The organism is Candidatus Woesearchaeota archaeon (assembly GCA_003695435.1).
Lineage (GTDB): Archaea > Nanobdellota > Nanobdellia > Woesearchaeales > UBA11576 > J101.
The window spans coordinates 1-5163 of the sequence record RFJL01000047.1 but is presented as its reverse complement, the minus strand read 5'-3'; the positions used below and the strand labels follow the sequence as shown (position 1 = coordinate 5163).

Genomic DNA, 5163 nt, shown 5'->3' with positions numbered 1-5163 from the left:
GCAGTGAAATTAACCTTTGTTGGTGGAGTGGAGAAATAAGGCAGAATTGGACATAACTCGTGTTAAGTTTTCCCGTTAGGGATTTTCCGTGAGGAAAAAGTCGCGAGGACATTCTTTGGATGCCTGTTATTGATCCGAGCGATTGAACTTAACCCCTTATATGCGCGGAGGGGATAATAAGGGGTTTACAGGGGTTGTATCTTTGTTTTTGGGTGGAACGCATCCAAAAAAGTGTTCTTATCGTGTGGTGGGTATTGGAAGGTTTTCAAGTTCTTCTTGTAAGGTCACTTAAAGAAAAATATGCTTTCTTCGCCTCATGAATGATCCTCTTTATTCCATGAAACGTGAGATGCTCCGAAGACGTATGAGCAATAAAACCGTCAAGACGTATTTGTTCTATGTCAAGAAGTTCTTACTCAAGAATAAAGATGTTCCGATCAAGAAGCTCTCAAAGAAACAGGTGCGAGACTACCTCTACTACTTGCAGGACAGAGGTGTTTCTGGAAGCACAATGAACGTTGCTCACAACGCTCTGCGCTTCTTCATGATAGAGATCCTGCACAAAGGGATGTATCTGAAAATCAAGTTCAGCAAAGTGCCTAAGAAGAAGGTCGATTGTCTCACGAGAGACGAGGTAATGCGTCTGATCGATTCAATCTCCAATGCTAAACATCGGCTTCTTGTCTCTTTGATGTACGGCGCTGGCCTTAGGGTCTCAGAAGTGGTGAAACTCAAAAAAGAACATCTTGACTTTGAGCAGGTGATTGGCTGGGTGATTGAGGGAAAAGGGAAAAAAGATCGGCCATTCATCATTCCCTTATGCCTTAAGGCTGAGTTGGAGACCCTTTGCACTACGAACTCCACTTATCTCTTCAAGGGTCGAGGTGGCACGCATCTGTGCGTAAGATCAGTCCAGCAGATCATAGAAAAAGCAGGAAAAAAGGCGCTCAAAACGAAAGTGCACCCACATATGCTGCGCCACTCTTTTACCACGCACCTGCTTGAGCGCGGAGAAGACATCACACGCGTACAGCAACTCTTAGGACATGCCCATCCACGAACAACCCTGGGCTACGCGCATTACGCAAAGGCGAAACTGCTCACAACACGAAGCCCTCTTGATGAGATTGTTCAACAGTGAATTCGTTGTAGATTCTACAACGATTTTGCAATGATTCCGTGCGAGTGAAATTGGCAGCATTCGAAAAAGGTTGAAAACTTTTCAACTTTCTCGTCGGAGTGTTGTTAAAGAACTTTTTGTTTCTTACGCCATGCTAGATGACATCAAAAGAAGACTTGCAACCTTTACTGAACAGGAGATTATCCTCACAACACATGCGCAGGCACAGGCAATGTTTAGAGGGGGCCTTATAAGAGAGGTGAAAGAAAACATTATAAATCCCCGGAGTCTTTCCTATGCTATCCGACAAGAAGCCCGAAAAGCAGGCGAGGAGAAATACGACTGCTACTTTGGCTACAGCAAGACACAGTGTCACAGATATATCCTGGTCTTGACTGAGAAGTGTGTTGTCTGTACTATCATAAAAATAAAGGAGATGGCAAGCGATTGCTGAGAAAAATGCGAAAATTTAATTTTAGTTATGATGAAGAGCATGATGATTTGTTCTTGTATGATCCTCAAGCCAAGTCAAAAGGTGGCGTTGAATTGGGGGATGTAGTTCTTGATCTTAATGCCCAAAAAGAGGTAGTGGGCTTACAGTTTCTTCATGCATCACGGCTGATCCATGACCTTATAGACTCGAAGACATCTACAAGCATAAAAAAGATCCTTTGCACTCTTGATTCTTGTAGAGTTGATATCAAGACCAAGAATGACTTGCTAGTGATCAAAATCTCCCTCATCACTAAGGATGATCAGATCAGACCTATTCTTTCTCTTCCACGGATAGTGCAGAAAAGCCCTGCTCTTGCACCTGCTTGAGAGTCTTGGAGGACTCTGCCGTTTGTGCAGTCCACTTTTGTAACGTTTAGCTCTTTAGAATGTGTCTTTCTATGTATGTTGCGACCCAGCAGGGATATTATGTAACCCTTCTTTAATCATTTAAACCCTTTTCGTCTCAGACACACACATAACTTATACCCTTTCTCTTTTCCTTCGTCGATGCTCTCAAGGTATACTCTGTTTTCTTTGTGGATTTTTTTTAAGAAGTGGCATTTTCCGTGGTGCATTTTGTCGGATTTATCTGAAGCTACGAGCACGCTTTCATCTTCAAGTTCGTATCCGGGAACTTCAAGAGGGTGCTCATCGAGAGGGGTGGTTTCTTCTTCGGACACATGCTTTTTGACTTCTTCGTTTTGGTTTTTTGTTTTAGGTTGTTCTTCTTTGTTGGGTTGGGGGGTGTGCTTGGAAGTCTGTTTCTTTTCTTGTTTAGTTTGCTTGTTTTCAAGGGGTTGTTCTTTGGTGTCTTGTTCTATTTTGAAGTGTTTTCTGTCGAAGAGGAGATTGCATTTTTTACACAGGTATCGTACCTGGTCATTTCCTTTTAAGTCTCCTGAGCAGATGGGACAAGCGTTGCGTATAAGGTAGATGGGTTTCATCCTATGAACCTCTTTTTCATTCTTGTAAAGAATGGTTTTCGTTCAAGTTCGTTGAGGAGGGTGATGATGTTTTCAGATACTGCTTCTTGGGAGTAGTGTTCTTTGAGTATGGCGAAGTTTTTCTTCACCATTTCTTCTCGTTTTTCGTCTAAGAGTAGGGTTTCCATTACGTCGGAGATGACTTGTTCATCTACTTTTTCAATTTCTATCATTTGAGGATCAAATTGTTTGAGGTCATCGTAGTATGATTGTTTTACTACGACGATGGGTTTTTTGTAGGCAAATGCTTCAAGAACGGGTCTGCCAAATGCGTGTTGGGTTGCTGGGAAGAGAACCATATCGCAGTTAAGGTACGCATCACCCATGGAAAACATGCTTGACTCTCGTGAGAGTCCGATTTTGTCGTGTGCGAAGATCACACGAACTTTCATTTTTTGCATGCGTTTTACGATTTCTTCAAAATAAGACCCTCTAAAATAACGAGGAGGGCCAGTGAGGATAAGCACGTTTTCTTTTTTTGTTGCTTTGTTTACTCCTGCAACGATTTTAAGTGCGTGTTCAACACCTTTTTTTCTTGAAAGCCTTGTTGGTTGTAGAAAGATGTACGCATCATCGGGGATTTCAAAAACGGTGCGAAACCTTCTTGTCTGCGCATCTTCTTGCTGAAGTTTTTCAAGATTGAGAAATTTAGGAATGACCTTTGGTGTTATGTTCTTGTGTTCTTGTAATTCTTTTGCTTTTTGTGTCGTATTAACAACATGAGTTATGTGTTTGAGTGTTGGTGGAATTTCATCGGTGAGGTTGGGAAAGTTGTTGTGTTTGGTGTAATAATCATTATCCCAAACAAAGGTGCGCTCATAAGAAATCATAGGAACGCTAAGTTCTTTTGCAAGTTCTCTCATAACTACGCTTGCAACAGGGTTTTTAAGATCTGAGAAGATGTTTATGACGATGATCAGATCAAACTTTTCGTGTTGGAAGAATTTTTTCACATCGCCTTTGAGTCTTGTCACAGTATTATCAAGAAGAATTTTTGCAGTTTTTTTTCCTGCTTTATCAAGAGGGGATCCGAAGAGAATGCGCTTTACTGCTCTGATTTCTGGGTGTTTGTGATCAAGAAGAGGGGACTCTTTGCACTTTACTTCGCGTTTTGTGCAAAACGTTCCTGCAAGCATGTGCAGTTCGTATCCCAAGTGCGAGAGGAGGTCGTACCAGGAATCTGCTTCAATAGATTCGCCTTCAATGCATCCAAGGCGAGTTCCCATAATACAGATCTTCATAAGAAGGGCTGTTGTGAAATCCGTTTAAAAAACCCCACCACAGCATTTATAAATAGAAGGTGTTGGTTTGAGAAGTGGAGATGTGGGGAGTAGCTTCCCTGAATCCTTAAAAAAGCGGCATTTATGCCCTTAGAACAATAACGGAGGCTAAAATGGGAGTATATAAGTATATTAGAAACGTTTGGAAACGACCAAAGGCAAATATGCCTGAATTAATGCGAGAAAGACTTATTCTCTGGCGCAGAGAGCCAGCAACGGTTCGTATCCACAGACCAACACGTATTGACAGAGCACGCAGTCTTGGGTATAGAGCAAAACAAGGCATTTTCGTAGTACGTCAAAGAGTGATTCGTGGAGGACGTATGCGCGAACAAGTTGCAGGAGGTCGAAGACCTAAGGCAAACAGACGCTTTAAATTGCTTGATATGAATTATCAGCGCATCGCTGAGCAAAGAGCTGCAAGCAAACACAAAAACGCACAAGTGCTCAACTCTTACCCTGTTGCAAAAGATGGGATTTACAAATGGTATGAAGTAATTCTTGTTGATACTGCTCACCCAGCAATTCGCAAGGATCCTCAACTCAAGTGGATTACTTCACGTAAGCACAAAGGACGGGTATACCGTGGACTTACCTCAGCAGGACGCAAATCACGCGGTTTGCGCAAAAAAGGAAAAGGATCTGAGAGGGTTCGCAGAAAACGAGTACCCAAAAAAAGAAGGGCAAAATTGTAAGGAACGTTTTGAAGAAAAAACGTTTGCTTGTAACCCTTTAATTATTTTTCAGCCTTCTTTTTTCCCCTTTTATGTTTTCTTCCTGATGTTCTTTAAGGGTTATCTTTTACCTTGTTTACTTGTTACGTTCTTTATGTTTCTGATAGGTCGTACCAAAACTTTTATACTTTAACAGCCTCTACACAGGTATGACTCGTTGGGAATGTTCACATTGCAATTATAAGTGGGTGCCAAAAACTGATCGGGTACCAAGCATTTGTCCGTATTGTTCATCACCTAGAATAACCCAAGCAAGAAAGGCGCAAGAATTCATAGACGAACTCTAAAACGCGTAAGATCTATTTTCCCATTTCTTACTTCAACACCTTCTTGTTGAAGAAGCTCTTTTTTCTTTGCAGTTCCAAAAGCAAAACTTCCTGGTGTTCCGTCTGAGTTCACCACGCGATGGCAAGGAACATCTCCTCCTTCACAGAAACTGTGGGGGTTTTTGTGCATTGCTGTTCCCACAGCGCGGTATGCTTTTGAATGAAGTGCGTGAGCAATATCTTTGTACGTCGTCACTTTTCCTGCTGGAACTTTTTTGAGAAGTT

The 5163-nt window shown here is 41.9% G+C and carries 7 protein-coding genes; 4 read left to right on the top strand and 3 right to left on the bottom strand.

What is annotated here, in order from left to right:
- Nucleotides 1–316 precede the first annotated feature (316 nt).
- From D6774_03500 to D6774_03490, 3 genes are all read left to right on the top strand, one after another.
- Nucleotides 317–1141 (top strand): integrase, encoded by an 825-nt coding sequence (locus tag D6774_03500; protein RME77736.1) that lies wholly within the window; start codon nucleotides 317–319, stop codon nucleotides 1139–1141.
- A gap of 130 nt (nucleotides 1142–1271) precedes the next feature.
- A complete protein-coding gene (locus D6774_03495; protein ID RME77735.1) occupies nucleotides 1272–1574 on the top strand; it encodes a hypothetical protein in 303 nt (100 codons plus the stop codon).
- Nucleotides 1575–1579: 5 nt separating this feature from the next.
- Nucleotides 1580–1942, top strand: coding sequence for a DUF2283 domain-containing protein (locus tag D6774_03490; protein RME77734.1), 363 nt, complete (start codon nucleotides 1580–1582; stop codon nucleotides 1940–1942).
- Between the two features lie 116 nt (nucleotides 1943–2058).
- Here the strand turns inward: D6774_03490 and D6774_03485 are convergent, their stop codons facing one another.
- Both D6774_03485 and D6774_03480 read right to left on the bottom strand, forming a co-directional pair.
- On the bottom strand, nucleotides 2059–2559 hold the full coding sequence (locus D6774_03485) for a hypothetical protein (protein RME77733.1): 501 nt from the start codon (nucleotides 2557–2559) through the stop codon (nucleotides 2059–2061).
- Complete coding sequence (locus D6774_03480) at nucleotides 2556–3839, bottom strand: glycosyltransferase (protein RME77732.1); 1284 nt, start codon at nucleotides 3837–3839, stop codon at nucleotides 2556–2558. Before D6774_03480 ends, D6774_03485 begins: the two co-directional genes overlap by 4 nt.
- Before the next feature lie 152 nt (nucleotides 3840–3991).
- Between D6774_03480 and D6774_03475 the strand changes: the two genes are divergently transcribed.
- Nucleotides 3992–4573, top strand: a complete 582-nt coding sequence (locus tag D6774_03475; GenBank protein RME77731.1) for a 50S ribosomal protein L15e — start codon at nucleotides 3992–3994, stop codon at nucleotides 4571–4573.
- Between the two features lie 309 nt (nucleotides 4574–4882).
- On the opposite strand, the gene D6774_03470 is transcribed toward D6774_03475, so the two are convergent.
- Nucleotides 4883–5163 (bottom strand): MGMT family protein (locus tag D6774_03470; protein RME77730.1); only part of this gene is annotated, 281 nt, incomplete at its 5' end.

Excerpts from the sequence above, each read along its gene's own strand:
- D6774_03500 (RME77736.1), top strand. The coding sequence starts at position 317 with ATGAATGATCCTCTTTATTCCATGAAACGTGAGATGCTCCGAAGACGT.
- D6774_03495 (RME77735.1), top strand. The coding sequence starts at position 1,272 with ATGCTAGATGACATCAAAAGAAGACTTGCAACCTTTACTGAACAGGAG.
- D6774_03490 (RME77734.1), top strand. The coding sequence starts at position 1,580 with ATGCGAAAATTTAATTTTAGTTATGATGAAGAGCATGATGATTTGTTC.
- D6774_03485 (RME77733.1), bottom strand. The coding sequence starts at position 2,559 with ATGAAACCCATCTACCTTATACGCAACGCTTGTCCCATCTGCTCAGGA.
- D6774_03480 (RME77732.1), bottom strand. The coding sequence starts at position 3,839 with ATGAAGATCTGTATTATGGGAACTCGCCTTGGATGCATTGAAGGCGAA.
- D6774_03475 (RME77731.1), top strand. The coding sequence starts at position 3,992 with ATGGGAGTATATAAGTATATTAGAAACGTTTGGAAACGACCAAAGGCA.